Annotated in this window: 25 protein-coding genes, 1 tRNA gene and 1 pseudogene; 12 read left to right on the forward strand and 15 right to left on the reverse strand. The window is 60.7% G+C overall.

Features of this window, described 5'->3' with window-relative positions; translation table 11 throughout:
- Window positions 1–50: 50 nt before the first annotated feature.
- Window positions 51–773, forward strand: a complete 723-nt coding sequence (locus B2D37_RS07420) for a phosphatase (protein ID WP_079202105.1) — start codon at window positions 51–53, stop codon at window positions 771–773.
- Between the two features lie 232 nt (window positions 774–1,005).
- The gene (locus B2D37_RS07425) at window positions 1,006–1,272 is read left to right on the forward strand and encodes a DUF4404 family protein (protein WP_079202106.1); all 267 of its coding nucleotides are present in this window, start codon (window positions 1,006–1,008) and stop codon (window positions 1,270–1,272) included.
- 62 nt (window positions 1,273–1,334) lie between these two features.
- On the opposite strand, the gene queF is transcribed toward B2D37_RS07425, so the two are convergent.
- From queF to B2D37_RS07445, 4 genes are all read right to left on the reverse strand, one after another.
- Entirely contained in the window at window positions 1,335–2,165 is an 831-nt protein-coding gene (gene queF, locus B2D37_RS07430) for an NADPH-dependent 7-cyano-7-deazaguanine reductase QueF (protein WP_079202107.1), read from the reverse strand.
- A gap of 102 nt (window positions 2,166–2,267) precedes the next feature.
- Window positions 2,268–2,966, reverse strand: a complete 699-nt coding sequence (gene pyrF, locus B2D37_RS07435; RefSeq protein ID WP_079204928.1) for an orotidine-5'-phosphate decarboxylase — start codon at window positions 2,964–2,966, stop codon at window positions 2,268–2,270.
- Window positions 2,967–3,132: 166 nt separating this feature from the next.
- Window positions 3,133–4,011 (reverse strand): PhzF family phenazine biosynthesis protein, encoded by an 879-nt coding sequence (locus tag B2D37_RS07440; RefSeq protein WP_079202108.1) that lies wholly within the window; start codon window positions 4,009–4,011, stop codon window positions 3,133–3,135.
- A gap of 1 nt (window position 4,012) precedes the next feature.
- A complete protein-coding gene (locus tag B2D37_RS07445; protein ID WP_079202109.1) occupies window positions 4,013–4,273 on the reverse strand; it encodes a DUF1127 domain-containing protein in 261 nt (86 codons plus the stop codon).
- A 96-nt stretch (window positions 4,274–4,369) separates the two neighbouring features.
- On the opposite strand from B2D37_RS07445, the gene B2D37_RS07450 reads away from it, so the two are divergent.
- Entirely contained in the window at window positions 4,370–5,224 is an 855-nt protein-coding gene (locus B2D37_RS07450) for a LysR substrate-binding domain-containing protein (protein WP_079202110.1), read from the forward strand.
- Here B2D37_RS07450 and B2D37_RS07455 read toward each other — a convergent pair.
- On the reverse strand, window positions 5,214–5,969 hold the full coding sequence (locus B2D37_RS07455; RefSeq protein ID WP_079202111.1) for a sulfite exporter TauE/SafE family protein: 756 nt from the start codon (window positions 5,967–5,969) through the stop codon (window positions 5,214–5,216). The two genes, B2D37_RS07450 and B2D37_RS07455, sit on opposite strands and share 11 nt — an antisense overlap.
- 104 nt (window positions 5,970–6,073) lie before the next feature.
- On the opposite strand from B2D37_RS07455, the gene B2D37_RS07460 reads away from it, so the two are divergent.
- Window positions 6,074–7,030 (forward strand): LysR family transcriptional regulator, encoded by a 957-nt coding sequence (locus tag B2D37_RS07460; RefSeq protein WP_079202112.1) that lies wholly within the window; start codon window positions 6,074–6,076, stop codon window positions 7,028–7,030.
- Between the two features lie 267 nt (window positions 7,031–7,297).
- On the opposite strand, the gene efp is transcribed toward B2D37_RS07460, so the two are convergent.
- The 3 genes from efp to B2D37_RS07475 form a co-directional block, all read right to left on the reverse strand.
- The gene (gene efp / locus B2D37_RS07465; RefSeq protein ID WP_079202113.1) at window positions 7,298–7,870 is read right to left on the reverse strand and encodes an elongation factor P; all 573 of its coding nucleotides are present in this window, start codon (window positions 7,868–7,870) and stop codon (window positions 7,298–7,300) included.
- Between the two features lie 46 nt (window positions 7,871–7,916).
- Entirely contained in the window at window positions 7,917–9,044 is a 1,128-nt protein-coding gene (gene earP, locus B2D37_RS07470; RefSeq protein WP_371915432.1) for an elongation factor P maturation arginine rhamnosyltransferase EarP, read from the reverse strand.
- A gap of 182 nt (window positions 9,045–9,226) precedes the next feature.
- A complete protein-coding gene (locus B2D37_RS07475; protein ID WP_079202115.1) occupies window positions 9,227–9,436 on the reverse strand; it encodes a hypothetical protein in 210 nt (69 codons plus the stop codon).
- 266 nt (window positions 9,437–9,702) lie between these two features.
- On the opposite strand from B2D37_RS07475, the gene B2D37_RS07480 reads away from it, so the two are divergent.
- The gene (locus tag B2D37_RS07480) at window positions 9,703–10,248 is read left to right on the forward strand and encodes an ATP-dependent zinc protease (protein WP_079202116.1); all 546 of its coding nucleotides are present in this window, start codon (window positions 9,703–9,705) and stop codon (window positions 10,246–10,248) included.
- A gap of 100 nt (window positions 10,249–10,348) precedes the next feature.
- On the opposite strand, the gene B2D37_RS07485 is transcribed toward B2D37_RS07480, so the two are convergent.
- Window positions 10,349–10,438: transfer RNA gene (locus B2D37_RS07485), tRNA-Ser, on the reverse strand.
- Between the two features lie 505 nt (window positions 10,439–10,943).
- Here B2D37_RS07485 and B2D37_RS07490 point away from each other — a divergent pair.
- The 4 genes and pseudogenes from B2D37_RS07490 to B2D37_RS07505 all read left to right on the forward strand — a co-directional run bounded on the left by B2D37_RS07490 (window position 10,944) and on the right by B2D37_RS07505 (window position 15,112).
- Entirely contained in the window at window positions 10,944–11,633 is a 690-nt protein-coding gene (locus B2D37_RS07490) for a crotonase/enoyl-CoA hydratase family protein (protein ID WP_079202117.1), read from the forward strand.
- A 687-nt stretch (window positions 11,634–12,320) separates the two neighbouring features.
- A pseudogene (locus tag B2D37_RS24110) lies at window positions 12,321–13,343 on the forward strand (cache domain-containing protein); the annotation flags it as partial.
- A gap of 30 nt (window positions 13,344–13,373) precedes the next feature.
- The gene (locus tag B2D37_RS24115) at window positions 13,374–14,201 is read left to right on the forward strand and encodes a methyl-accepting chemotaxis protein (protein WP_371915445.1); all 828 of its coding nucleotides are present in this window, start codon (window positions 13,374–13,376) and stop codon (window positions 14,199–14,201) included.
- Between the two features lie 185 nt (window positions 14,202–14,386).
- Window positions 14,387–15,112 (forward strand): 1-acylglycerol-3-phosphate O-acyltransferase, encoded by a 726-nt coding sequence (locus B2D37_RS07505; RefSeq protein WP_079202120.1) that lies wholly within the window; start codon window positions 14,387–14,389, stop codon window positions 15,110–15,112.
- Between the two features lie 67 nt (window positions 15,113–15,179).
- Here the strand turns inward: B2D37_RS07505 and B2D37_RS07510 are convergent, their stop codons facing one another.
- On the reverse strand, window positions 15,180–15,908 hold the full coding sequence (locus B2D37_RS07510; protein ID WP_079202121.1) for an amidotransferase: 729 nt from the start codon (window positions 15,906–15,908) through the stop codon (window positions 15,180–15,182).
- Between the two features lie 368 nt (window positions 15,909–16,276).
- On the opposite strand from B2D37_RS07510, the gene ptrC reads away from it, so the two are divergent.
- A complete protein-coding gene (gene ptrC / locus B2D37_RS07515; RefSeq protein WP_079202122.1) occupies window positions 16,277–16,474 on the forward strand; it encodes a type III secretion system co-regulatory protein PtrC in 198 nt (65 codons plus the stop codon).
- A gap of 415 nt (window positions 16,475–16,889) precedes the next feature.
- On the opposite strand, the gene B2D37_RS07520 is transcribed toward ptrC, so the two are convergent.
- Window positions 16,890–19,034 (reverse strand): 3-hydroxyacyl-CoA dehydrogenase NAD-binding domain-containing protein, encoded by a 2,145-nt coding sequence (locus B2D37_RS07520; protein ID WP_079202123.1) that lies wholly within the window; start codon window positions 19,032–19,034, stop codon window positions 16,890–16,892.
- 167 nt (window positions 19,035–19,201) lie between these two features.
- Window positions 19,202–20,407, reverse strand: coding sequence for an acetyl-CoA C-acetyltransferase (locus B2D37_RS07525; RefSeq protein ID WP_079202124.1), 1,206 nt, complete (start codon window positions 20,405–20,407; stop codon window positions 19,202–19,204).
- Between the two features lie 797 nt (window positions 20,408–21,204).
- Here B2D37_RS07525 and B2D37_RS07530 point away from each other — a divergent pair.
- Both B2D37_RS07530 and B2D37_RS07535 read left to right on the forward strand, forming a co-directional pair.
- The gene (locus B2D37_RS07530; protein ID WP_079202125.1) at window positions 21,205–21,564 is read left to right on the forward strand and encodes a rhodanese-like domain-containing protein; all 360 of its coding nucleotides are present in this window, start codon (window positions 21,205–21,207) and stop codon (window positions 21,562–21,564) included.
- A 2-nt stretch (window positions 21,565–21,566) separates the two neighbouring features.
- Window positions 21,567–22,391, forward strand: a complete 825-nt coding sequence (locus B2D37_RS07535) for a cytochrome c (protein ID WP_079204929.1) — start codon at window positions 21,567–21,569, stop codon at window positions 22,389–22,391.
- 106 nt (window positions 22,392–22,497) lie between these two features.
- Here the strand turns inward: B2D37_RS07535 and B2D37_RS07540 are convergent, their stop codons facing one another.
- From B2D37_RS07540 to B2D37_RS07550, 3 genes are all read right to left on the reverse strand, one after another.
- Entirely contained in the window at window positions 22,498–23,001 is a 504-nt protein-coding gene (locus tag B2D37_RS07540; RefSeq protein WP_079202126.1) for a hypothetical protein, read from the reverse strand.
- Window positions 23,002–23,135: 134 nt separating this feature from the next.
- Window positions 23,136–23,843, reverse strand: coding sequence for a type 1 glutamine amidotransferase (locus tag B2D37_RS07545; protein ID WP_079202127.1), 708 nt, complete (start codon window positions 23,841–23,843; stop codon window positions 23,136–23,138).
- 123 nt (window positions 23,844–23,966) lie between these two features.
- Window positions 23,967–24,308, reverse strand: coding sequence for a ribonuclease E inhibitor RraB (locus B2D37_RS07550; protein ID WP_079202128.1), 342 nt, complete (start codon window positions 24,306–24,308; stop codon window positions 23,967–23,969).
- Window positions 24,309–24,547 lie beyond the last annotated feature (239 nt).

Here is a 24,547-nt window from a genome sequence, read left to right on the forward strand (position 1 = left end):
CGTCACAAACAGGCTGCAGACTGGACCTTATCAATTCAAGGATGACCCGTATGCCAACCGCCCCACCCGCCTTCAGTGCGGTGCTCTTCGGTTTATCCGGTTGTCTGGTGGACTTTGGTGCACGCACATTACCCACGGCCATGCAGCGTTTGTATCCACGACACGGCGAGGAACAGAGCAACGCTGGCCATACTGCCCTGGAACAACGACTTGGCCGCACGCCCAACGCCGGCGAGCGACAGACCTTCGAGCAGGCGTTGAGCGCAGCAGCCGGCGAGCATGCCGAAGTCACTCCGGGCGCCCTGGAGCAGTTGCAACAACTGCATCTGCAGAATGTGCCCTGTGCCTGGCTCGATGAGCTGCCGCGCGATGCCAGCATCGCCCTGGCAACCCCATTGCCCGACTGGCTCCGCGCCGCCCCGAGCCGAGCCGGTCGCGCCTGGCCCGCGCCGGACGCCTGCTGGCAGGCGCTGGTGGACTTGCAGGTCGCGCAGCTCGATGGCTGCGTGCTGATCAGCGGCGAACCGCGCCTGCTCCAGGCGGGCCTCAATGCCGGGCTGTGGACCATCGGCCTGGCGGCCTGTGGATCACTCTGTAACCAGGCACCAGCAGACTGGCAAGCCCTCGCAGCAGCCGAGCGCGACCGTTTACGCACCCAGGCGACCTTGACCCTGTATCGCCTCGGCGTGCATGCGGTAATCGATCAATTGAGCGAACTCGGACCCTGCCTGGTCGACCTCGGCTCACGCCGACAAAAAGGCGAAAAACCCTGAACGTTTAGTAAAAATGCTCGTTTCTATCCGGGCCGCGCGCCCAGGCGTCAGTGGCGGGCTATCTATCGAAGCAAAATGCCGCGAACCGAACTGGCGATCGCTCGCCCACAGCCGCTGAAGATTTGATCCCGGGCAAGCAAAGCAGCGCCGCTTGGATTACCCTAGCAGGCATGCAAGGGCCTTCGCGAAGGCGCGTGGCCAATGTTTTGCCTATTAATAAAGGGAGAGTTTTATGCCTGCAAACCGCCTGCAGCAACAGTTGCAAGAGCTGCGCGATCAGTTGGCTCAGGATCCGCCACTGACTGAAGAAGAACGGGCGTCGCTATTTGTCCTGACCCAGGAAATCGAGCTCCAACTGGCCCGCCAAGCGGCGGCGGCACCAGATGCAACCCTGGTCGATGGCGTCAACCTGGCCGTGGAACGCTTCGAAGCCAGTCACCCGACCCTGGCCGGCACCTTGCGCAACATCCTGCAGAGCCTGGCCAACATGGGGATCTAAGCGACTGCGGCAAGCTGCCCTGATGCGTTAAACCGCTTCCCAAGCTGGCCGCCCTTCTCCGCTTACTGCCGCACCAACCGCCGGTTGTCCGGCGCTATTGCGGCCGTACTGCGATAGGGATTGATGTCCAGTCCGCCGCGACGTACGTAACGGGCATACACCGTCAGGTACTCGGGTTGGAGCAGGTGTTGCAAGTCGAGAAAAATGCGTTCCACGCACTGCTCGTGGAAATCTGCATGCTGGCGAAAGCTCACCAGATAGGCCAGCAAGCTGGCGTGATCCAGCGCCGCACCGCGGTACTGCACCACCACGCTACCCCAATCCGGCTGGCCGGTGACCGGGCAGTTGGATTTCAACAGGTGGCTGTGCAGGCTTTCCTCGACTAACAACTGCGGCTCGCAACGCAGCAACTCAGGCTGCGGCTGCGCATAGTTGCTGATGAGCACATCCAGCTCATCGATGCACGGCCCTGGCAACGTCGCCACGCCTTCGGCAGTCACCTCGGCCAAACTGCGCACGCGCACACCCACCGGCTTGCCCGCCGCGGCTGACAAATCCTGCTGCAGCAGCGTGAGCAATTCACTCAGATCATTGAAAACCGTCTGATTCAGCGAGTTGAGGTACAACTTGAAGGATTTCGACTCGATGATATTCGGCGAATCCGCCGGTATGGCGAACTCGCCAATGGCCACCACCGGCTTACCGGAAGGCAACAGCCAGGACAACTCGAAGCAGTTCCAGAAGTCCACACCCTGGTAAGGCAGCGTCTCGGCCGTCAGGCCCAGTTCGGCCCACTTGGCTGCGCGCGCAATCGGGAACAGCAACGATGGCGTGTAGGTTGCGATGTATTCGCTGGATTTACCCAGTGGCGAATCTTCGGCGGCGGGATGCATGGCAAAAACCTGGTTAGTCAAAAAGAACAGTGCATAAGCGCGTGGCGGCGCTTAGTGGTTGTGAAAATATCGAGCGCCGCAAACGGGCTATTTCACACGCGTTCAGGTCAGCTCGGCCACGACCGCAGCCAAGGCCTGCGCAGGGTCGATGGCCTGACTGATCGGCCGGCCGATGACCAAATAATCGGAGCCGACATCCAGCGCCTGGCGCGGAGTCAGAATACGCCGTTGATCGTCTTGGGCGCTGCCCGCCGGACGAATGCCGGGAGTGACCAACTGTAACCCCGGATAAGCGGTCTTGAGCGCTTGGGCTTCCTGGGCGGAACACACCAGGCCATCCATCCCGGCTTGCGCGGCCAGCCCCGCCAGACGCAAGACTTGCGCCTGGGGTTCGATATCCAGGCCAATGCCGGCCAGATCCTCGCGCTCCATGCTGGTCAGCACGGTTACACCGATCAACAGCGGCTTAGCGCCGCTCAGGGCATCGAGGGTTTCACGGCAGGCCGCCATCATGCGTAGGCCACCCGAGCAGTGCACGTTGACCATCCACACGCCCAGTTCGGCGGCCGCTTTGACCGCCATCGCCGTGGTGTTGGGAATATCGTGGAATTTCAAGTCGAGGAACACCTCAAAACCCTTGTCGCCCAGGGCCGTGACGATCTCCGGACCACAACGGGTGAACAGCTCCTTGCCGACCTTGACCCGGCACTGCTTGGGATCGAGCCGTTCGGCCAGCGCCAGGGCGGCATCACGGGTCGGGAAATCCAAGGCAACGATGATCGGGGTCTGGCAAGCGGACATGGGCAAGCTCTCAGGCAAATCGAATTCGGCGCGCATTGTAGCGGAACCCACAGCCGGTTGCCGATCCACCGATCCACTACCCTCGCCAAACCCAGTACATCGCGCTGCGCCGCGCAATGAACACAGACAGCTATGCCCTGTCATCTCGGCGGACAATGCCCCAGATTCATAGATCGAGGGTCAGCTCATGCATCGTCTGCGCCTTGCCGCCAGCCAGCAGCCGCTCAATGCGCCCCTGCGCCAATTGCAGGTCGACGGTGATCACACTGGGCGATGGTGGTTGCATCAGGTAACCCTGCTCGATCAGCAGGCGTGACCCCGGCAGCTGCATGCGGTCATGGAGGAAACAGGCCAACGGCCCTGCCGCCATGCCAGTGGCAGACTCTTCGTCGATGCCGTAGCGCGGCGCGAACATGCGCGCACCCGCCGCCCGGCCCGGATGCTGCGTCTGTCGGGAAAAGGCATAGAAGCCGATAAGATCGAGTCGCTCGCTGAGTCGCGTCAATGCCGCCTGATCGGGATGCAGGGCATGCACCTGCGCCTCATCCACCAGCGCAATGACAACAAAAGCGCCACCGGTACTCACTCGCGCCGGCCAAACGCCAGGTAACAGCTGCGCGGGATCGCTACCCAAGGCTGCCAGCACCTCGGCGAGCAGGGCCGGGTCATCGCCCAGGTCGAGGTAGTCCGGCGCGCGCTGCTCCATGAACGCCATGTCCGCCTGGATCAGGATGTCGCGGTTGCCGTCGATGGTTTCCTTACTGGTCCAGCCCTCTGCGACCATGCCCAACTGGCGCAGCAGAGAAAACGTGGCCACCGTCGCGTGGCCACAATGCGCGATCTGCAGGGCGGGGGTGAAAAACTCCAGTTTAAACGCCGCACTCGTTGAGCTGGAAACGAAGGCGGTTTCCGACAGCCCCACCTGAGCAGCGATCGCCTGCTTGTGCCGGCTATCCAATGCGTCGGCCTGCAGCACCACGCCGGCAGGATTGCCGCCTGCTCCGCCATCGACAAAAGCGTTGACGATCCGCACCTTTACTTGCATCTCAATACTCCGATTTATCGCAGCCCGCTGCTTTCGCTAATGGATCATCCCAGAACGGCCGCTCGGTCTCGCGAAACACATCGCCGCGATTGAGCCCCATATCCTTGAGCGCCGCATCGTTAAGCGTAGCCAACTGCCGACGCTGTTTTGCCAATTGCTGCCAACGCATAAGCTGCAGCCATGCAGCTCGGGCAAGAGCACTCAGACTGATGCCACTGCGAGGCACCCGATTAACTAGCGCATAACCTTTTTGACCTTTCATCTCGTCGCCCTCCTGTGGGGTTGGCGACAGTCTCGCGCTGGGCTTATGATCAATCCAACGAATGTTTCTTATGCCTTCCATCTCGGAGATTGATGAATGGCCAGCTACCCGAGCATCGACAGCGAGCTGCTGCGTACCTTCGTCGCCATCGCCGACAACGGCGGCTTTACCCGAGCAGCTGAGATGGTCAACCGTACCCAGTCTGCGGTCAGCATGCAGATGAAACGCCTGGAGGAAGACGTGGTGCAGCGTCCGCTGTTCCAGCGCGACGGACGCCAGCTCAGCCTGACCGCCGAAGGACAGGTGCTGCTCGGCTACGCCCGCCGCATCCTAAAGCTGCACGGCGAAGTGATGAACACCCTGCGCGAGCCACATATGGTCGGCTCGGTGCGCATCGGCACCCCGGATGACTATGTGATGCGCTTTATGCCGGGGATTCTCTCGCGCTTCGCCCAGGCCTATCCGCTGGTGCAGGTGGAGTTGCACTGCGAACCGTCGTTCCAGCTGCTGCAACGCCAAGACCTGGACCTGACCATCGTCACCCGCGAACCGGGCACCGAAATCGGCCAACTGTTACGCCAGGAGCGCGTGGTCTGGGCCGAGGCTCAGGGTTTCAGCCCGCACGAACTGGAGCCGCTGCCGCTGGCGATGTTCAATGCCCAGTGCTTCTGCCGCTCCTGGGCCTGCAATGCGCTGGATGCCATGGAGCGCCCATACCGCATCGCCTACACCAGCCCCAGCCTCTCGGCGATCATGGCGGTGGTCAGCGCCGGCCTGGCGATCACCGCGCAGTTGCAGAGCCTGATCACCCCGGATATGCGCATCATCGGTGAGGCGGAAGGCCTACCGGCCATGCCCTCGGCCAGCATCGTGCTGCTGCGTAACTCGCACAGCCAGTCGCCGGTAACCGAAACCCTGGCCGAGCACATCGTCGAAGGCTTCAGGCTCTAAGACCGAGCAGCAGCGCACAGAGCAGCAGGAAAGCGGCGAACAGCGCGCGCAACAGCCGTTCGGGCAAGGCGTGGGCAAGCCTCACTCCCCAACTGATGCTGAGCAGCCCGCCAATTGCCAAGGGAGGCGCCAGCGCCCAGTCGACATGGTCGTGCAACGCATAGGTCACCAAGGTCACTGCGGTACTGGGCGCCGCCAGCGCCAATGCTAGGCCCTGGGCGACGACCTGAGTAGTGCCGAACACGCTGGTCAATACCGGCGCGGCCAACACCGCGCCACCGACCCCAAACAGGCCGCCGAGCAAACCAGCGCCACTGCCCAGCGCCGCCAGCCAGGGCCAGGGGTGGCGTAGCTCACTGTTGCCCGCAGCAGGGCGCCAATACACCCGCGACAGGTTGTAGAGCGCCAGCGCCAACAGAAAACCGACAAAGGCCGAGCGCATGCGTTCGGCATCCAATGTCACCGCCCAATCCGCCCCGAGCAAGGCACACAAGAAGCCGCTGAGTGCCAGGGTCAACGCGTGGCGCAGGTCGATGCGGTTGCGCTGGTGATAGCGCCACAGCGCCAGCAGCACATTTGGCACCACCATTACCAGGGCCGTGCCCTGGGCCAACTGTTGGTCGAGGCTGAACAGCACGCCCAAAGCGGGGATCGCGATCAAACCACCGCCGATGCCGAGCAGGCCGCCTAGCGTACCCAGCAACACACCGAGGAGCAGATTCAGGGCAAAGTCGATCAGGTTCATCAGTGGCTCCATTGGCGTCCTGCGCATGCTAACCAGCCAGTACTGGCCCGGAAACGCACAGCAGCGCACAATCGCTGTGCTGATTACGCATAAGCGAGCCACACATGAACCCCGACGCCCTTACCGACCAACTCAGCCTGTTTCTCGACGTGCTGGACACTGGCAGCTTCTCCGCCGCCGCCAGGCGCCATCCGCTCACCCCCTCCGCCGTGGCCCGGCGCATTGATACGCTGGAACACTCGCTCGGTAGCAGCCTGTTCAGCCGCAGCACTCACGCGGTACGTGCCACCCCGGCGGGACTGGCCTTTGCCGAGCGTGCCCGGCGCATCATTGCGGAACTGCACCTGGCCCGCGCAGAAGCCGTATCGCTGAGCAGCGCGCCGGAGGGACTGATCCGCATCGATGCGCCAGCGCCCTTTGGCAGGCGCCACCTGGCACCAGCGATTGCCGAGTTTCTCGTCGCCTATCCGGGGCTGGATGTGCAACTGCGCCTGATCGACAGCTTCATCGACCTGCATGGCGCGCACCTCGGCGAAGTCGACCTGGTGCTGCGCATCGGCCCGCTGGCCGACACCCGCCTGGTCGCAACCGCTCTCTCGCCACTGGTGCGGGTGGTCTGCGCCAGCCCGGATTACCTGGCACGACACGGCGTGCCGCGCTCGCCCTGCGAACTGGTCGAGCACGACGGCCTCGACTGGGACAGCCTGGCGCCACCCTACGCCTGGCGCTTCGACGTCGACGGCAAGCTGCAGATCTGCCGGCCGAAACGCCTGCGCATGATCGCCAACAACGCCGAAACCCTACTGTTCGGCGCCCTCGCCGGCCTCGGCATCGCTCACCTGCCGACCTGGCTGATCAGCGATTACCTGCTGCGCGGCGAATTGCTGCCACTGTTCTGCGAAACCGGTCTGCCGGCGCCGGAACCGAGCGGCATCTACGCCCTGCGCCTGGAACGCGAAAGCGCCTCGCGCAGCCGCCTGCTGCTGGAATTTCTCAAAGCCCGCTTCGGTCCAATACCGCCCTGGGACTTGACCCTGCAAAGCGGCCTGAACCGTCACTAACCAGAGTAGGTTAGACGCAACGCACAACAGCACGGCCAACCGCAAAATTTGCCGTACCGCAACCCACCATCAGACAACACCAATACCAGCCAGATTGGTGGGCCAGGCGGCGTTCCGCTGTTTACACGACTCACCGACGCCATGTCAGACTTTGCCCCGTCCAGCCTGCGCGGCCCGCAACAACCTCCTGGCCTATCGACAAATCCCAGGCAGAAAAAAGCCCGACACCAGGCCGGGCTTTTTTCTGCTCGCGGGTAAAGCCAGTATTTAGACTGGGGCTTTTGCGCGGGACTTGTATTCGCCGGAGCGAGTATCGATTTCGATCCAGTCGTCGATATTGCAGAAGTCTGCAACCCGAACTTCAGTGCCGTTGCTCAGCTTGGCAGTCTTCATCACCTTGCCGGAAGTGTCGCCACGGGCGGAACCTTCGGTGTAGGTGATCTGACGCACGATGGTAGTCGGCAGATCGACCGAAACCACTTTGCCCTCGAAGAACACGGCTTCGCAGATATCGCTCATGCCGTCGACGATGAACGGCATAACGCTTTCCAGGTCATCCTGGTTGAGCTCGTACTGGTTGAACTCATCGTCCATGAAGACGTAGTTCGGCTCGCTGTAATAGGAGTAGGTCACAGCGACGCGATCGAGGATGACCGGCTCGAGCTTGTCGTCGGCCTTGTACACGGTCTCGGTCGAGGAACCAGTCAGCAGGTTGCGCAGTTTCATTTTAACGATAGCGCTGTTACGACCGGACTTGGTGAACTCGGCCTTCTGGATAAGCCAAGGCTGGCCGTCAATCAGGGCCACACTGTTGGGCTTCATTTCTTGTGCGGTTTTCATACTAATATCCGGATTTGGATGGAGATACGGAATTCTAGGCCGCGTATCATAGCCAATTTAAGTAAAACTCTACCAGCGTCTCTGCAAGATCAGCCTGAGAAGCCCGTTGTAGACACCAGCGTTCGGCATGCTCGGCCAGTTCTGGCCACACCTGCAACAGCGCATTCCAACTCGCGCCCATGCCTTCACCGGCATTCCACGCCCGCCACAGCCCCTCCAGCGCCGCACTCGCGGCAGGCGACAGGCCCTTGACGTAAAGTGCCAGAAACGCCTCGAGCTTGTCCCAGTGAGCGCCCTCCCCTTGCTCATAGATATGCCAGAGCAACGGTCGCCCGGCCCACTGCGCGCGGACGAACGAGTCCTCACCGCGCACCGCATTGAAGTCGCAACTCCAGAGCAGGCGGTCGTACTGCTCCTGCTCGACGAAAGGCAGTACCTGGACGTGCAACTGACCGCGCTGCTGACGATCGCCAGCAACCAGCGCCGCGCAACCGAGCCAGGCTTGCAGATCGGCGAGAATGCGCCCTTCCGGCACCAGCAACTGAGTAACCCGGGTGTCCGCCGCCAGGACCTCCAGCCAACTGGCCAGGCCGCGGTTCTCGTAGGCGAACAACGAGACCAGCCGCGCGCCCGCGATCGACGCCACCCCCAGCCCCTGGAGAAAAGCCGCACGTACCAGCGGATCGGCCTGAAACGCACGGCGCTGCGCCAGTAGCTCACGCTCGCGCAACAAGCCACCGCTGCCCGAGGTGAAGCCGGGAAAGAAGAAAAACTTCTGTAGCCCATTCGACTGCAAGGACGGCAAGCCATGGCAGCCCTCGACCCAGTCCTCGGCGCTGAGGTACTCCAGATTGAGCCACAACACCTTGCTCGGCCGCGCGGCCATCGCCGCAACATAAGCCGGCGGCAATTCACAGGCAAACGCCTCGATCACCACATCCGCCGGCTGCACCGGTTGCCAAGACAGCGGCCACTGGCGAACCTCCACGCCCTGCCGGGATTGCTGCGCCGCATGCCTGTCGGCCTGTGGGCACAGGCGAACGAAGGCGTCGAGGTCATCCAGCCACAGGCGTACCTCCACCCCATGCTCGGCCGCCAACTGCCGCGCCAGGCGCCAGGTCACCCCGATATCGCCGTAGTTATCGACAACGCTACAGAAAATGTCCCACTTCACGCTTGGGCTTCCCACCATAAAAACACGCAGTTTAGCGCCTTAGCAGGCCCGAACAGCAGCGCGCGAGGAGGAGGCAATATAAAAAAACCCGCCAAATGGCGGGCAAAGAGTGCGGAGCAAGCACACGGAGAAAACAGGCAGTCCACGCTGCCAAAGTGCGCCAGGGGAAGCGCAGGAAACCGTTACGCGGCCAGCACCTGAAAGCCGTTCTGGCGCATGACCCACTCAAGCTCCCAGATCGACTTGCTGGCAACCGCAGCATCCAGAGAGGTAAAAGGTCCGGACTTCGGCACGCCATCCACCGCCACATACCAGCAGGCCAGATGTCCTTCGAGCCTGAGAGCGCTCGGAACTGCAGTTCCGACCATGGACATGATGTTGATGTGCGGCATAGTCACCTCCAGAACCTTGCTTGGACTTGGGGTCACCCTATGCCTTCACGCACCACAGCTGAAATCAGTCGGCTTAATAGTGCCTATGCGTGGCATGGATCAGGACGCCTCATCACCAAGCACAGACGCGCCTGAAACCGGCGCCGAAGCGAGACGCAAAGCAACAAAAACCCAAGTACTGGCAGCCTCTCGGTAACGGTTTTATGAACGTATCACTGGCTGGCGACTCTACTTATCTCTTAGTAAGCTACTGAAAGAGGTAGTCGATGATCGATAAACAACTATCCCCCGTCCGCTTATCCGGCGGCCTGGTGCAGGCTGCAATACTGCTTTCGCTATGCGCAGCACCTGCTTTCGCCGAATCCCAGCAAGTGCTTGGCTGGGTTGAAGAAGGCGTGATCCTGCCTGAGAACGTCGCAGTAAAGTTCAAGCTCGACACCGGCGCTCTGACCTCCTCGATGCATGCCGAAGATGTCGAACGCTTCAAGAAGGATGGCGACGACTGGGTGCGCTTCAACATCGAGCTGGAAGACATCGATACCAACAAGCAAGTGAACTCCCAGCTCGAACGCAAGGTAGAACGAGCTATAAAAGTCCGTGGCGCCGGCGGGGCAGAAAGACGCCCTGTCGTATTGATGAAGGTATGCCTTGGCGACCGGGTATATGAAGAGCAGTTCTCACTGAACGACCGGGACAGGATGAACTATCCAGTGCTTGTCGGTCGGCGCACCCTAGAGAAGATTGGACTGGTGGACTCCAACAAGACCTTCACCGTGGAACCTGATTGCTCGAAGTCCGCATCCAGCGCCTAATTTTCCGACAGCGGGCGCCATCCGATACCGCCTGCGACACCTGCGAATCCATAAAGCAAAAAACCCCTGAAAGATTGCTCTCTCAGGGGTTTTGCGAAAGTGGCGGTGAAGGTGGGATTCGAACCCACGATACGATTTCTCGTATACACACTTTCCAGGCGTGCTCCTTCAACCGCTCGGACACTTCACCGGATCTCGACTGACACTAGGTGTCTGTCGAGGCGCGCTAATCTAGCCGAACAGCTCGCCAAAGGCAAAGGTTTTTTCAGAAGATTCATGCGCTTATAACAAATATTCGGCATCCACTCGGCAAGCCAGAGGCGTGGCTTCGAAACGTAGGTGGCCGAACGGCAGGACGTTAAGGGAAATAAACAGGTTGAACAAGAACATGGCAATCACGCCCTGCGGGCTTTAGCTGCGTGTGCTGCTAGCCCGCAGTATCAGCGCCAACGCAGATACTGCCCGCAACCCGGCACACCAGCTAATGGCCAAATTGTCGTTTCTCATCATCACAGCCTAGCTCTCAAGTCTGCCGCTACGCTAAGGCAGCGCACGCCCATGGCGCCAATTGCCGTATCAATCAGGCCGAAAGGCTGCAATCGCCCGCCACAGCTGACTCACCAGTCAGCCGCGGTGCTTTACCTGGGCGGTGCGGGTGGGTAACGTCTGTGGTACTTCAGTACAAGGAACCTGCAATGAGCGACCTGATCAGCTACCAATTCGAAGACGGTATTGCCACCCTGACCCTGTGCAACGGCAAGGTTAACGCCATCTCGCCAGACGTAATCGCCGCCTTCAATGCCGCATTGGATCGTGCCGAACAGGACAAGGCGATCGTCATCGTCACCGGCCAGCCGGGCATCCTGTCCGGCGGTTACGACCTCAAGGTGATGACCTCCGGCCCACAGAACGCGGTCAACCTGGTTGCTGCGGGTTCGACCCTGGCTCGGCGCATGCTCGCCCACCCCTTCCCGATCATCGTCGCCTGCCCTGGCCATGCCGTGGCCAAGGGGGCCTTTATCCTGCTCTCGGCCGACTACCGCATCGGCGTCGAGGGCCCGTTCAGCATTGGCCTGAATGAAGTGCAGATCGGTATGACCATGCACCATGTCGGCATCGAACTGGCGCGCGACCGCCTGCGCAAATCGGCGTTCCACCGCTCGGTGATCAATGGCGAGATGTTCGATCCGCAAGGCGCGGTGGATGCTGGCTTCCTCGATAAGGTGGTGCCTGCCGAGCAACTGCTGGCCACTGCTCAGGCAGTCGCCCAGCAGATGAAGAAGATCAACATGACTGCGCACAAGAACACCAAGCTGAAAGTGCGCAAGGCCTTGCTGGAGACCCTCGACAAAGCCATTGAGCTGGATCAGCAGCAGCTGGTCTAAGTCTCCGCTGCATAATGAAAAGCCCGGCCCGATGCCGGGCTTTTCATTATTAGAGAAGGCACCCCAGATGGGCGGACTACAGCCTTATCTCGGTTACTGATAACGCCTGCGTGCATTCCGCCTCTGTCGTCGCCAAACTCGACACCCCTGTGATCGCCTTCCCGGCCCACATGTTCGGCCGCCGTCATGCTCAGCCTCCCGGCCGGCATGGTCACCACCCTCGCCACGGCCATGACCACCACCGCCTTCTTTGGCATAAGCGCTGGAAACCAGGCAACACAAAAGACTTCATGCCTCCCAAACGCAAACGACCATAGCCCTCCGCCCGCGGCTAATTGTCGACATGCTAGCCTCGTCAAGTGGGCCACGCCGTGAAGCCCGCAAGCGCAAAAAATATGCAGTAGCGTGTGCCTCAGGCGCAGTGCCGTCCCACCGCGCTCCTCAGACCGCTGGTCAATGCCAGATGTTCGCCCCATCGGGCCCTGCTACTGGCTCTATTGATACGCCTTCTCTGCGCAGATGCTTAGGCATGTCAGGCTTGCGCTACGCCACTCGTCGAACAACCGATCGACGGATCATCAAGAAAGCGTGTCGCCTGCCGATCAAATCATGACCGAAGCCTTTAGTCGTATAGACTCGCGCCGCCAACAGTAGGCTGGCCGACCTAATTACAAGGAACATGCGCGTATGAAGATTGCTCATAAAGTGGGCCTGGCAGCAGCAACGGTGTTGTTTATCACCACCAGCCTGCTTTCGTTTGTCCAAGTCAGCCAGGTGCGCTCCAGCTTGAGCGACCAAGCGGCCTCGAGCATTAATGATGCGAGCGGGGCTCTGGCCCGGCAGATTGAGAACTGGCTGAACGGCAAACTGCAGTTAATCGACATGATGGCGCAAAATATCGACAGCCAGTTCGGCGATGAGCAGATCCAGCGCGTATTCAACCAACCCCTCCTCAAGCAGCAATTCCTGCTGATTTTCGGTGGCCTGGATAGCGACGGTAATCGCATCACCAATGACCCTAGCTGGAACCCGACTGGCTGGGATGCGCGGCAACGGCCCTGGTACCCAGTGGCGAAGTCCGCCAGTCATGCAATGCTGACCGAGCCCTACCCTGACGCCGCCACCGGTGAAATTTTGATCTCTGCGGTGGCCAAGCTCAGCGATCAAGGCCAGTTCAAGGGTGCCTTCGGCGGTGACATCAGCCTTAAGACCATCTCCGACACCATCAATACCCTGAACTTCAACGACGCTGGCTACGCGTTTCTCCTCGCGCGCAACGGCAACATCATCTCGCACCCGGATACCAACCTGAACGGCAAATCCTTCAGCGCCCTGTTCGACGGCAAGAGTCCGGCGCTAAACCAAACCCTGACTGCCATTACAGGCGGCGACAAGGATCTGCTGGTGTCCTTTACCCCGCTGAGCAACCTCAACGGCATGGATTGGTACATCGGCGTGGTGCTCGATGAAGCTAAAGTGATGAGCGAAGCCAACACCCTGAGCTGGCGTGCGGCGGTAGGTACCTTGATCGGCGTGGCACTGAGCTTGCTGCTGCTGGCCGCGCTGATGAACCGACTGCTTAAACCCCTGGCCAACTTGCACAGCTCGCTTAACGAAATCAACCGCGGCGAAGGCGACCTCACTCGCCGCCTGCCGGCCCAGGGTAATGATGAAATCGCCTTGGTCGAGCGCGAGTTCAATAGCTTTCTGGAGAACCTGCAGAGCCTGATTGGCGATGTGATGAGCAGCTCTCGTCAGGTCAGAGCAAGCACTACGCTGACCTCTAACGAAGCCGACCAATCGGCTAATCGCCTGCAACAACAGCTGTTGGAACTGGACCAGCTGGCCACTGCCATGCAGGAAATGGCTTCCACCGCCGAAGAAGTTGCACGCAATGCCCAGGCCGCCGCTCAAGCGGCCATCGCCGCCGACCAGGAAACCGAGAACGGCGTCGCCGTGGTTTCGCAGTCCACCGCCGCGATCAAGCGCCTGGCCGCTGAGATGGACGACACCAGCCAGTCGATCAACGAGCTGGCCAAGCTCAGCCACAGTATCGAGTCGATCCTGTCGGTAATCACCAGCATCGCCGACCAGACCAACCTGCTCGCACTCAATGCCGCGATCGAGGCGGCTCGCGCCGGCGAGTCGGGTCGAGGTTTCGCTGTGGTGGCCGATGAAGTGCGCTCGCTGGCCTCGCGCACCCAACAGTCGACCCAGGAAATCCGCCAGATGATCGATCAGCTGCAGACCGGAGTAAAACAGGCCGAGACGCGCATGCAGCAGAGCCGCGACACTGCCAGCAAAACGGCTGACGAGGCCAGCGCCGCCAATGACATGCTGGGGCGTATTCGCGAGGCGATCACCCGCATCAACGACATGAATCTGCAGATTGCCACCGCGGCAGAAGAACAGAGCGCCACCACCGAAGAGATCAATCGCAACACCACCAACATCCGCGACATCAGCCATGAAGTCGCCAGCGGGGCCGAGCAGCAGGTGCAGCAATGCGCCGTGATGGTCGACCAGGTGAGTCATCAGGACCGCCTGCTGAGCCGCTTCAAGGTGTGATCCCGTGGCCGCCCTGGCTGGCGGCCACCCTTCACGGGATCGAACGGGCGAGTGGCTGACCGCTCGTTCGATCCACCCCGGTGAAACGCTGCAGAATCGCCGGCAATGGCCTCCGATCAGTGCCATTTGCCGTAACCCTTGCCCCCCCGTACACTGCGCGCCCTTTGTTCTGGCGGTCGTAACCAATGCTTTTTCTTCTGCGCATGCTGGCGATGGTCATGCACTTTATCCTCGCGGGTATCCTCGGCCTACTCCTCGGCCTGAGCCGTCCGTTCAACCCCGATAACAGCCGCCTGTGCGCCCGCCTCTATTCATTGCCGGCACTGTGGTTGTTACGCCTGAAACTGAAGACCGACGTCAAAACGCTGCTGGAGCACAATAGCCCCTGTGTCATCGTCGCCAACCATCAATCCAATTACGATCTGTATATCCTTGGCCGCGTGGTACCACCGCGCACCGTCAGCATCGGCAAGAAAAGCCTGAAATGGGTGCCCTTTTTCGGCCAGCTCTACTGGTTGGCCGGCAACGTGTTGCTCGACCGCAGCAATGCGCTCAAGGCCAAACGCGCCATGCTCACCACCACCGACACCCTCAAGCATAAGAACACCTCGATCTGGGTGTTCCCGGAGGGCACCCGCAACCTCGGCGAGGATCTGTTGTCCTTCAAGAAGGGCGCCTTTCAGATGGCGCTTGCCGCCGGTGTACCGATCATCCCAGTGTGCGCCAGCAGTTACGCCAAGCGCATGCGTTTGAACCGCTGGAACAGCGGCAACATCCTGATTCGTTCATTACCGGCGATTCCCACCGCCGGCCTGAAACTGGACGACCTGCCCCAACTGATGCTCGATTGCCGCGCGCAGATGCAACAGTGCATCAACGCCATGGATGAGGAGCTGGCGCGAGGCGCCTGAAAAATCTGAGAGGCAGAAAAAGCCCGGGCAATATCGCTGCAATGCCGGGCTTTTTGTTGGGCCTAACCTAAAGCTCCAGGCCCTGCTTGCCGTGGGCGACGAAACGCATCATCCACTCGGCCACCGTATGGCCCTGGTGCTCATGCTGCAGGCTGTCCACACCTTTCAGATAAGCCTCTTCGCCAATGTGCTGCTGGCGAATCTCCAGCAGCTCCTTGGAGTAGTCGTGGATGAACTCCGGGTGGCCCTGGAAGCACAGCACCTGGTCGTCGATGCAGTAGGCGGCGATCGGGCAGAAGTCGCTGGATGCCAGCAGGGTGGCATTTTCCGGCAGCTTGGTGACCTGGTCCTGGTGGCTGATCAGCAGGGTCAGTTCCTCCAGCACCGGGGTCATCCAAGCTGGCTGGTGGGCCAGGCGGTAGCGATGGGTGCCCACGCCCCAGCCCTGCTCGGCGCGCCCTGCCTTGCCGCCGAGCAGCAACGCCAGCAATTGGTGACCGAAGCAGATGCCGAGCAGCTTGTCGCCACGGGCATAACGCTCGAGTAAATAGGTCTTGAGGGTTTCGATCCAGGGATCGCTGCCGAACGAATCGGCCTTGCTGCCGGTAACCAGATAGGCGTCGTAGTGTTCGCTGTCCGGCGGGTAGCTGCCTTCCATCACGTTGTATACGGCGAACTCGGCGGCGAGCGGCTGGCTAGCGAACAGCCGCTCGAACATCCGGCCATAACCCTGATACTGGCCGACCAGTTCGGGGCGAAGAATGTCAGTTTCCAGAATGCAAATCTGCAACGGCATGGGGCAAATACCTGAAACGCGAGTAATGGTTCGTACGGTGATAAAGCCTGCCTGCGACAAGACGGCAAGGCAAGAGGGCGAGTCGTCAACCAGGCACAAAATCGACCGATAACCCAGTCTGCGCCTGTATCAGCGCGTTCGATAGTCACCATAACGCCCATTCACTTCTGCCGCTGACACCACGCGAGGATGATCTGTTCATCGGGCATCGCCCAACCATCGCAGAAGGATAATCGCCATGAACAATTTCGCCGCTATTGCCAGCTTGCTTGCCGCCTCCGCCTTTGTCGGCAGTGCCAAAAAAACCACCCATAACTAAGCCAGCCGACGTTGCCGCAGGGCAGCGCCGACATCCAAGAATTGCCGCCATGAGTAACAGCAAACTGGTCTCGGAGCAGAACGTGTACGCCATCACCTACGCCAGCGTCGATCAAAGCGTCATTCACTTCGAGAGCGAACTGGTCATCCATTTGAGCGACGGCACCCTGACCACCCTGAAGATGCCGACCCAGTTAAGCGAGCGCCAGGCCATTCAGCGGCTGGTATGCGGCCGCCAGGAATGCTGAGCAGCGATTGGCGGGGCGCACACCCGAGTTGGTAACGGCACCTCATTACCCAGCGTGATGTCAGTTTTTTGGTCTGTTTCTACACACAGATACATCTAAATCATTAATCACTAAAGCGTGATTAATGCTTTTTTAAATCAATTTAATCTCTAATCAACTGAGCGCAAGCAAACGTCGGCATCACGGAGCAGGGATATGAGCAGTTTGACCATCAAGTACACACGCAATGGCGCCCTGGCCAGTATCGGGCTGTACCTGATGATCGCCATCCCCTTGCTGAGTCTGAACCACGCGAAAGCACAGAGCCAAGCCAGCGCCGTGCAGCAGAACGCTTGCGCGAAACTAGCTCGCGCAGCAGCCCATATTTCGCTACGACGTTGCTACGCGAGCAGAATCTCCACATCGACTGACAGGGTCAGAAGTTTTCGTTCCTCGCAGCTTTCTCCAACAGCAAGGCCGGTGGTAGGAAGCGCTCGCCATACTGCTCGGCCAGGTACTGAGCGCGGCCAACGAAATCGCGGATGCCGTACTGGTTGATGAACTGCAGCGCCCCACCGGTCCAGGCGGCGAAGCCGATGCCGAAGATCGAACCGATGTTGGCATCCGACACCGACGTGAGCACACCCTCCTCCACGCAGCGCACGGTCTCGATGGCCTGGATGAACAGGATACGGTCGCGCACATCCTGCTGCGATATCTGTGCGTCAGGTTTTTCGAAACGAGCCTTGAGATTCGGCCACAGGTGCTTCTTGCCACCGACCGGGTACTCGTAGAAACCCGCACCGGCCGCTTTGCCCGGACGTTTGTATTCATTGAGCATCAGCTCGATCACCGCGAAGGCCGGGTGCTGCGCGCTGCTCTTGCCCTCTTCGGCCAGATCCTTGAGGGTCTGCTGACGAATGTGGTTCATCAGGCTCATGGACACTTCGTCACTGATCGCCAGCGGGCCGACCGGCATGCCGGCCTTGCGCGCTTCGTTTTCGATCATCGCCGCCGACACGCCCTCGCCGAGCATGGCAATGCCTTCATTGGTGAAGGTGCCGAACACCCGCGAGGTGAAAAAACCCCGGCTGTCGTTGACCACTATCGGGGTCTTGTTGATCTGCATGACGTAGTCGAAACCGCGGGCCAGGGTTTCGTCGCTGGTGCGCTCGCCTTTGATGATTTCCACCAGCGGCATCTTCTCCACCGGGCTGAAGAAATGCAGGCCGATAAACTTGTCCTGGTTCTGCACCGCGCTGGCCAGGCCGGTGATCGGCAGGGTCGAGGTGTTCGAGGCGATCAGCGCACCGGGCAGCGCCGCGGCTTCGGCCGCCGAGGTGACCTTAGCCTTGAGGTCGCGGTCCTCGAATACCGCCTCGATGATCAGGTCGCAGCCCTCGAAGTCCGCCTCGCGGGCGCTCGGGGTGATCCGCGCGAGAAAAGCGTCGCGTTTCTCGGCGCTCATCTGGCCACGGCCGACCTTCTTCTCCAGCAGCTTGGCCGAGTAGGCCTTACCCTTCTCTGCGGCTTCCAGCGAGACGTCCTTGAGCACCACCTCGATGCCAGCGGCAGCAGACACATAGGCGATGCCCGCCCCCATCATGCCGGCACCGAGCACGCCGACCTTCTTGGTCACATAGGGCGCGAAGCCTTGCGGGCGTGAACCGCCGGCGTTGATTTCATTGAGCTGGAACCAGAAGGTGCCAATCATGTTCTTCGCCACTTGCCCGGTGGTCAGCTCGGTGAAGTAGCGCGCCTCGATGATCTGTGCGGTGTCGAAGTCAACCTGGGCGCCCTCGACCGCGGCGCACATGATCTTCTCCGGTGCGGGGAAGCAGCCCTTGGTCTTGTCGCGTAGCACGCTCGGGGCGATGGCGAGCATCTGCGCCACGTAGGGGCTTGATGGCGTGCCGCCGGGGATCTTGTAGCCGGTCACATCCCATGGCTGCTTGGGTGCCGGGTTAGCGACAATCCAGGCGCGGGCCTTGGCCAGCAGGTCCTCCTTGTCGGAGGCCAACTCATGGATCAGGCCAGCCTTGAGCGCGGCATCCGGGCGTACCTTCTTGCCTTCGAGCAGATACGGCAGGGCCTTTTCCAGCCCCAGCAGGCGCACCATGCGCACCACCCCGCCGCCGCCGGGCAGCAGGCCGAGGGTCACTTCCGGCAGCCCGAGTTGCACGCTGGAACTGTCCAGGGCAATGCGGTGATGACAGGCCAGGCAGATTTCCCAACCACCACCCAGGGCCGCGCCATTGATCGCCGCCACCACCGGTTTGCCCAGGGTTTCCAGGCGGCGCAGTTGGCCTTTGATATTCAGGATCATCGCGTAGAAGGCTTGGGCGTCGGCCTTGGTGACCTTGATCAGTTCACCCAGGTCGCCGCCAGCGAAGAAGGTCTTCTTCGCCGAGGTCACAATCACCCCGGCGATGGAATCCTTTTCGGCTTCCAGGCGCGCAACGGTTTTACCCATGGACTCGCGGTACACCGCGTTCATGGTGTTGGCACTCTGGCCAGGCATGTCCATGGTCAGGACGACAATATTGTCCTGGCCCTTTTCGTAACGGATGGCGTCAGTCATTACTTAATTCCTTTCTTGCAGGCAGTTGCGCTCGACTGGAGGGCAACGCAGAAACCGTAGGAGCGGCGGGGACGCCCAGTTCATGCCCGCGATCATCAGCGGCGTAGGATGGGGTGAGCCTGCAATACCCATCGATGGGTATCCCTTCGCTCCACCCATCCTACGGGTCAGATACGCTCGATAATCGTCGCGATACCCATCCCACCGCCCACGCAGAGGGTGGCCAGGCCATAGCGCAACTGGCGCTTCTCCAGTTCATCGAGCAGGGTGCCGAGGATCGCGCAGCCGGTAGCCCCTAGCGGGTGGCCCATGGCGATGGAGCCGCCGTTGACGTTGACCTTGTCTTCGCTCACGCCCATGTCCTTCATGAACTTCATCACCACCGAGGCAAAAGCTTCGTTGACCTCGAACAGATCGATGTCGCTGACAGTCAAGCCGGCCTTGGCCAGCGCCTTGCGCGTAGCCGGTGCCGGGCCGGTGAGCATGATGGTCGGGTCGGTACCGATCACTGCCGTAGCGACGATGCGCGCCCGCGGCTGCAAACCCAACTCCTTGCCCTTGGCCGCGCTGCCGATCAGCATCAACGCCGAGCCGTCGACTATGCCGGAGCTGTTGCCCGGGGTGTGCACGTGGTTGATCTGCTCGACATGGCTGTAGACCCGCAGCGCGGTGCTGTCGAAGCCCATCTGCCCCATCACTTCGAAGCTCGGCTTGAGCTTGCCCAGGCCCTCCAGGGTGCTGTCGCCGCGAATGAGCTCATCGTGATCGAGCAGCACGACACCGTTCTGGTCGGTCACCGGGATCAGCGTCTTGTCGAACGAGCCATCGGCGCGCGCGCGCGCCGCCTTCTGCTGCGAGCGCAGGGCATAGGCGTCGACATCGGCACGACTGAAGCCCTCTAGGGTGGCGATCAGATCGGCACCGATGCCCTGGGGGGTGAAATGGCTGTGCAGATTGGTCGCCGGGTCCATGACCCAAGCGCCGCCATCGGAGCCCATGGGCACGCGCGACATCGACTCGACGCCGCCCACTACCACCAGGTCCTCGAAACCGGAGCGCACTTTCATCGCGCCCAGGTTCACCGCCTCCAGGCCCGATGCGCAGAAGCGATTGAGCTGCATGCCCGAGACACTGACGTCCCAGTCGGCGACCATGGCGGCGGTCTTGGCGATATCGGCGCCCTGGTCACCCACGGGGGTCACACAGCCGAGCACGATGTCATCGACCTGACTGGTATCCAGGTTGTTGCGCACTTGCAGGGCGTTGAGCAGACCAGCGACCAGGTTGACTGGTTTAACGCTGTAGAGCGCGCCGTCTTTCTTGCCTTTTCCGCGGGGCGTGCGCACCGCATCGAAAATAAATGCTTCGGTCATGACGTCCTCGAATTTCCAGCGGAGGGATAGTTACTGGCGCGTCGTTAGCTGACAGGCGGCTGTCGGGCTTCGGCAAGTAGAGCGACCCTGGGTCCGGCAGACTCCCGGAACCAGATTGCGCCAGTTATTGATGAGTGGCTCTACCATACCCTCAGCCTAACCAAGCTCAATGACCGAAGTGCTCAGGCACATTGACCACTCTGCTCAGACGAACGGTCACCTGCTGGCGTTATGCAGGCACAGGCCGGTCTAATGGCTCTGGTTCAAGGGTTGCTCAGGCTCTTTGCCGAACCAGGCATAACTGAATGTTTCAAATTTTAGGCGGCTAGCAACCAAGTCATCTAAGCGATCTGTGACATGCACCCTAGAGTTAGCATGACTACACGGAAATAGAGTTACAAAAGTAGGTGCCGCCGCCGGGTTTTTCCGGGGTGGTTGTTCCGTCCACGCCCAGGCGTGACGCTGCAGCCCGACAGGCCTTTAGAGCGGGTATTCGACGCCACACCAACAAAAACAAAAGGCAGATGGCCATGTTCAAACAGCCAAAAATCCGGCAAGCGAGTCTGATCGTATTCGCCACGGCCTTGATCCTGATTCTTCCCAACCTGACCCGTCTGGTCGGCTGACCCCTTCCCCGTCCAGTTGCTGTGTGCCGCATGAAACGCGGCAACGCAGCACGGCACTGGCAAGAGTGGCAGCCATGGCTAGGTCAACCACTGGCAACGCCGGCGCTTGCGCTCGGGCATTTTCAATTATGCTAAGGCCTCGATGATCGATATTTCCCCGAGGAGTTCTGCATGCGTGTCTTGGCTACCGTTCTGGCACTGTTACTCAGCTTGCCGCTTGCCGCAGATGAAATCTCGCTACAGCGCGCGGTTATTGCACTGCAAACACCTGACGCGGTGCTGATTGATGTACGCACTGCAGAAGAATTCTCCGCCGGCGCCCTGCCCGGAGCCAGCCGTATTGGCCATGAGCAGATCGCTACGCAGATTGCCGCCTTGGCCCCCGATAAAAACACGCCCATCGTGCTCTATTGCCGCAGCGGCAGGCGCTCGGCACTCGCCCAGGACAGCCTGGTGCAACTGGGTTATCGCAACGTGATCAACGCTGGCGGCTACGACCAGCTGAAGCAGGCACTGGCCCAGCAAAATTGAATCTGCGGGTAGTGCTGCTTGCCTTGCTGACGCTGAGTAGCGCCACGCAGAGCGCCGAGTTGCGACTGCAACTCGGCAACGCCAGCCAGATCTGGAGCAGCGCCGAATTACTCGCCCACCCTCAGGCCCAGCACATTGAGATTGCCGATGACGTCAGCTACAAGCGCGTCATGAGCTACCGCGCGGTGCCGCTGGCGGCGCTGCTCGACGGCGTGCAACCTGGCGACCATCTACAAGTAGTGGCACTCGATGGTTTTGCCGCAGAACTGCCGGCGGCCGCCGTGCTCAACCAAAGCGGCGCGCAGGCCTGGCTGGCGGTGGAAGATCCGGCTATGCCCTGGCCACCCCTGGCGACCGGAAAACCCAGTGCCGGGCCGTTTTATCTGGTCTGGCAACACCCTGCGGCCAGTCATATCGGCCCGGAGCAGTGGCCGTTTCAGGTCGCACGCATCCGCAAGCTGGCGGCTGTAACCGAACGCTTTCCACAATTACTGCCCGCCACCGATGCTCCTGCGCAGGTGCAGGCCGGCTTCGTGCAGTACCAGAAGCACTGCATGGCCTGCCATCGCCTGAATACTGCCGGTGACTCGCAATTCGGCCCCGACTTGAATGTGCCGCATAACCCGACTGAGTATTTCGCGGCTGATTTCCTCCACACCTATATCCGCAACCCGCAGCACCTGCGGCGCTGGCCGCAAGGCCGGATGCCGGGATTCGCAGCGGCGGTATTGAGCGATGCCGAACTGGCGCAGCTACTCGATTACCTGCGGCATATGGCCGGGCGCAAGGTGCCGAAGGGTAACGTGAAGGCTACTGCTCCTGGTTAAAAGCACAACAGCCGATGCCGGCGGTGGGCACGACGCCCCCACCCGAGCAAATGAAACACCAGCCCATGCGCCAGGATTACGTTCTGCGCAGCAAATCTGCCAGCGGCTACTCCCAGTAATCGCCTGGCGCTTCCGCTAGTTGGCCGAGCCGTGTGCTCAGGCTGCCGCAGCACTGCTGACGAATTTCTTCGAAATAGGCATCGCCTTCACGGACGCGCAAACCGCTCGGCACCTCAAAGCTGTCCGCTTGGTAGACCCGCAAATTCAGCGGCATACCGACCGACCGGTTGCTGCGGATGGTCGAGTTGAAGCAAATCAAGGCACAACGCAGCGCCAGCTGCAGAGGCGTTGGGTAACTCAGTGCGCGGTCGAGGATCGGCTTGCCGTATTTGCTTTCGCCAGCCTGGAAGTACGAGGTGTCCTCGGTAGAGGCGATGAAGTTAGGTTGTACAGCGCCGGGGACTTCACCGTGGATCTGCCCACCGAGCAAAATCGAGCAGCCCAGTTCGATGCCCTGAGTCAGGGTGGCGCCGCCATCGTGGGCCAGCACTTCGCGCAGGGTATCGCCCACCAAGGTCGCAGCGGAAAACAGGTTCGATACATTGTGCAAATCTTCGCCGCCCCTCCAGACGATGGCGCAGCAGGCTGATCACCGACTGCGAAGTGGCCAGGTTGCCGGCGTTTTGCAGGACGATCAAACGCTCGCCGGGCGTCACGCACTGCCATGCGGCAGTGCCGTGCATCTCAAGCCAACGCCAGCTTCAACCAATGCCGATAGAAACCTTCGGCCACCTGATTGAGGGCGGCTATTTTGCCCGGCAAATCATCGAGCATCTGCGCCTGGCTTTGCTGGCTGGGCTGATGCTCATCGAGCAGATGCAGCCAGTCGCCGAGCCATTGCCGCACCAACGCCTCGGTCATTTCCGGGTGCCCCTGCATAGCGAAGATCTTCTCACCCCAGCTGAACGCCTGATTGTCACACCAGGGGCTACTCAACAACGGCTGGGCGCCCTGCGGCAGGCCGAAGGTGTCACCGTGCCACTGGAAGACCGGAAACTGCTGCGGCACATGGGCCAACCAGGGACTCGCTGCGGCCCCGTGTACCTGCTCGAGCAACTGCCAGCCGCTCTCGGTGTATGGCATACGGCTGATTTCGGCGCCCAACGCCTTGGCCAGCAACTGACCACCCAGGCAGTGGCCGATCAGGGGAATATCGCGCCGGATGAAATGCTGCAGCGCCGCTATTTCGCTAGCCAGCCAGGGCAAGGGGTCGTTGACGCTCATGGGTCCACCCATGATCGCCACGGCCTTGGGGCGATCCAGGTCAATGCCTTCCAGTTCGCCAAGATCGACCCGTAGCGTATGAAAATCCAGCCGCGCCTCATCCAGCACCTTGGCTAAATGGCCCGGCGGACAATAATCGATGTGGGTCAGAATCAGGATATCGCTCATTAACAGCCTCCGCCGCCAAGTCTGCAGCAAAGCGGCTGCTCGGGTCGAGAGGCCAATAGCGAAAGATAGGCGCATCGGCCAGTCAGGAACCGGCCGATGCTCATGGCGGAAGCTAACTGGCTATCAAGGTTGCAGGCCTTTGACCTCCTGCGTCACACCCCAACCGTCCAGCTTGCCGCCAAGCGGGGCCACGACCGACTCCAGGTCATGTTCGAAGTCGCCAATGCCGTGGTAGGTCGCATACATCACTTTGCTCACTTGCAGGTGCCAGGCGCCGTCATCACGCTCGGTGACCAAGGCATGCAAGGACTCACCACGAAAGTTTCTGGTCGCCATGCGAGCCCGCTCCTCATCCGGGAAAATGGCGTAGAACTCGATGGGATGGAAGCTGGTGAAGTCGAAACCACCTTCTTTCATCCGCCGCAAAACTCCGTTACTGACATCATCGTGCAAGGCTGTGCTCATGAAGTGATCTCCTCAGCGATGGAAGGATTAACTGCTTTCCCATTGCAACCGCCATAACCGCGACGGTGTTGCGACACCTGTAACCATGCCGCCCGAGATTCAAGCAAGGAGCTGCTTGATGTGTCATAAGCCAGACCTGAAGACAGGGCTGGTCGACGATGCGCCATTCAGAGCGAATAGCGCGAAGCTGTCGCTTGCAGAGTAGCGCGAAGCAGAAAGATTTGCAGGACCAAATGACA

It is taken from the genome of Pseudomonas sp. CC6-YY-74 (assembly GCF_002025205.1).
GTDB classification, from domain to species: Bacteria; Pseudomonadota; Gammaproteobacteria; order Pseudomonadales; family Pseudomonadaceae; genus Aquipseudomonas; species Aquipseudomonas paeninsulae.